At 67.1% G+C, this 2,394-nt stretch carries 2 protein-coding genes; both read left to right on the top strand.

All coding sequences use genetic code 11. The annotated features are described in order from the left end of the window. Nucleotides 1-93 precede the first annotated feature (93 nt). Entirely contained in the window at nucleotides 94-1,776 is a 1,683-nt protein-coding gene (locus AC3WVS_RS31185; RefSeq protein WP_492321727.1) for a GMC family oxidoreductase, read from the top strand. A 352-nt stretch (nucleotides 1,777-2,128) separates the two neighbouring features. Beyond that, nucleotides 2,129-2,394, top strand: a 266-nt coding sequence (locus AC3WVS_RS31190) for an ATP-binding cassette domain-containing protein (protein ID WP_492321726.1), incomplete at its 3' end; no start/stop codon positions are given.

The following is a 2,394-nucleotide window of genomic DNA, read 5'->3' on the forward strand; positions in this document are numbered from 1 at the left end:
ACGCGCTACAAGAGCGTGATGCAGCGCTGGCCGGATTCGATCGCCAAGGGCGCTGAGTTCACCATGCCGGTGGCGAAATAAGCGGCAACGATGATGACGAGAACAGCGACAGAGACATTCGACTACATCATCGTGGGGGCCGGTTCGGCCGGCTGTGTCCTGGCGAACCGCCTGACACAGGATGCGGACGTCAGCGTGCTGCTGCTGGAGGCCGGCGGCAAGGACGACTACCACTGGATCCATATCCCGGTGGGCTACCTGTACTGCATCGGCAACCCGCGCACCGACTGGCTCTATCGCACCGAGGCCGAGGCCGGGCTGAACGGCCGCTCGCTGGGCTATCCGCGCGGGCGCGTGCTGGGCGGTTGCTCGTCGATCAACGGCATGATCTATATGCGCGGCCAGCGCGAGGATTATGACGAGTGGGCGCGGCTCACCGGCGACGATGGCTGGCGCTGGGACAATGTGCTGCCGCTGTTCAAGCGCAGCGAGGACCATCACCGCGGCCCGAGCGAATTCCATGGCGCGGGCGGCGAATGGCGCGTGGAAGGGCAGCGCCTGCGCTGGGACATCCTGGAGCGCTTTGCCGATGCCGCCGAAGAGGCGGGGATTCCGCGCACGGAGGATTTCAACCGCGGCGACAACTTCGGCGTCGGCTATTTCGAAGTGAACCAGCGCCGCGGCATCCGCTGGAACACGGCCAAGGCCTTCCTGCGGCGTGCGTCGGAGCGTCCCAACCTGACCATTGTCACCGGGGCGCAGGTGAGCGGGCTGACCTTCGACGGGCGCCGCTGCACCGGCGTGAACTATATCGGCGGCGGCCGTCCGCACACGGTGGCGGCCACGCAGGAAGTGATCCTGGCCGCGGGCGCGGTCAATACGCCGCAGCTGCTGGAGCTGTCGGGCATCGGCCAGGCCGAGCGCCTGCAGGCGCTGGGTATCCCGGTGCGCCATGCGCTCGCCGGCGTGGGCGAGAACCTGCAGGACCACCTGCAGCTGCGCTCGGTGGTGAAGGTCAGCGGCGTGCGCACGCTCAACACGCGCGCCGCGAGCCTGTGGGGAAAGTTCTGCATCGGCGTGCAGTACGCCTTCAACCAGAGCGGGCCGATGAGCATGGCGCCGTCGCAGCTGGGCGCCTTTGCGCGCTCGGACCCGGCGCAGGCGCGGCCGAACGTGGAGTACCACGTGCAGCCCTTGTCGCTGGACAAGTTCGGCGACCCGCTGCATGCGTTCAATGCCTTTACCGCGAGTGCCTGCAACCTGCGGCCGACCTCGCGCGGCAGCGTCCATGTCGGCAGCGCGGATTTCCGCCAGGCGCCGGTGATCGCGCCGAACTACCTGGCGACCGACGAGGATCGGAAGGTCGCGGCCGACTCCATCCGGCTCACGCGCCGCATCGTGGCATCGCCGGCGCTGGCGCCGTTCCAGCCCGAGGAATGGCTGCCGGGTGCGGCATTCCAGACCGACGAACAACTGGCCGAAGCGGCCGGCAATATCGGCACCACCATCTTCCATCCGGTGGGCACCTGCAAGATGGGCCGCGCCGACGACCCGATGGCCGTGGTCGACCATCGCCTGCGCGTGCTGGGCATCGACGGCCTGCGCGTGGTCGATGCCTCGGTGATGCCGCTGATCACGTCGGGCAACACCAATTCGCCGACCATCATGATCGCCGAGCGCGCGAGCGACCTGATCCGCGAAGACCGCCGGCAGGGCCGGGCGGCGGCGGAAGTCGTGGTGCAACCGGCGCCGGCGGCAGCCGCTGCAGGCGCCTGACATGAGCGCGCCACTCGATCGCGGGCGGGGCCGTGACCGAGTGGCGCAGCCTGCTCATGTGCGCTTGCAAAAAAACTGACACTTGGTTCATGTTTCATAGTGCAAACCCCGATGTTTTGCGATGCAACAGGCGCACACAATAGACGCCTCACAGGGTGCGTCGGCAGCACATCGAAGCCATCGCCGCAACCTGCGCGGGAGCCGCCCCGCACCAAAACAGAAAGCCGCAGCAGGGCCGCAACCATGGCCAGCCTGGCGGAACAAGCGGCAGCAAGGGCCTACAAGGCCGGTTCGGACCATTGTCAGTGCCGGGCATCACCCCGGCAGTTCAGCAAGAGGGCGGGCAGGAGACATGAACCAGCTGGAAACCATCCTGGAAACGCGGAACCTCACCAAGGAGTTCAAGGGGTTCACGGCGGTGAGCGACGTCAACCTGCAGGTGCGCCGCGGGTCGATCCATGCGTTGATCGGCCCCAACGGCGCCGGCAAGACGACTTGCTTCAACCTGCTCACCAAGTTCCTGGAGCCGACCACCGGCACCATCCTTTTCAACGGCATCGACATCACCCGTGAAAAGCCCGCGCAGATCGCGCGGCGCGGCGTGATCCGTTCGTTCCA

It is taken from the genome of Cupriavidus sp. CPT47-8839-RL05A, from assembly GCF_058792255.1.

Excerpts from the sequence above, each read along its gene's own strand:
- AC3WVS_RS31185 (WP_492321727.1), top strand. The coding sequence starts at position 94 with ATGACGAGAACAGCGACAGAGACATTCGACTACATCATCGTGGGGGCC.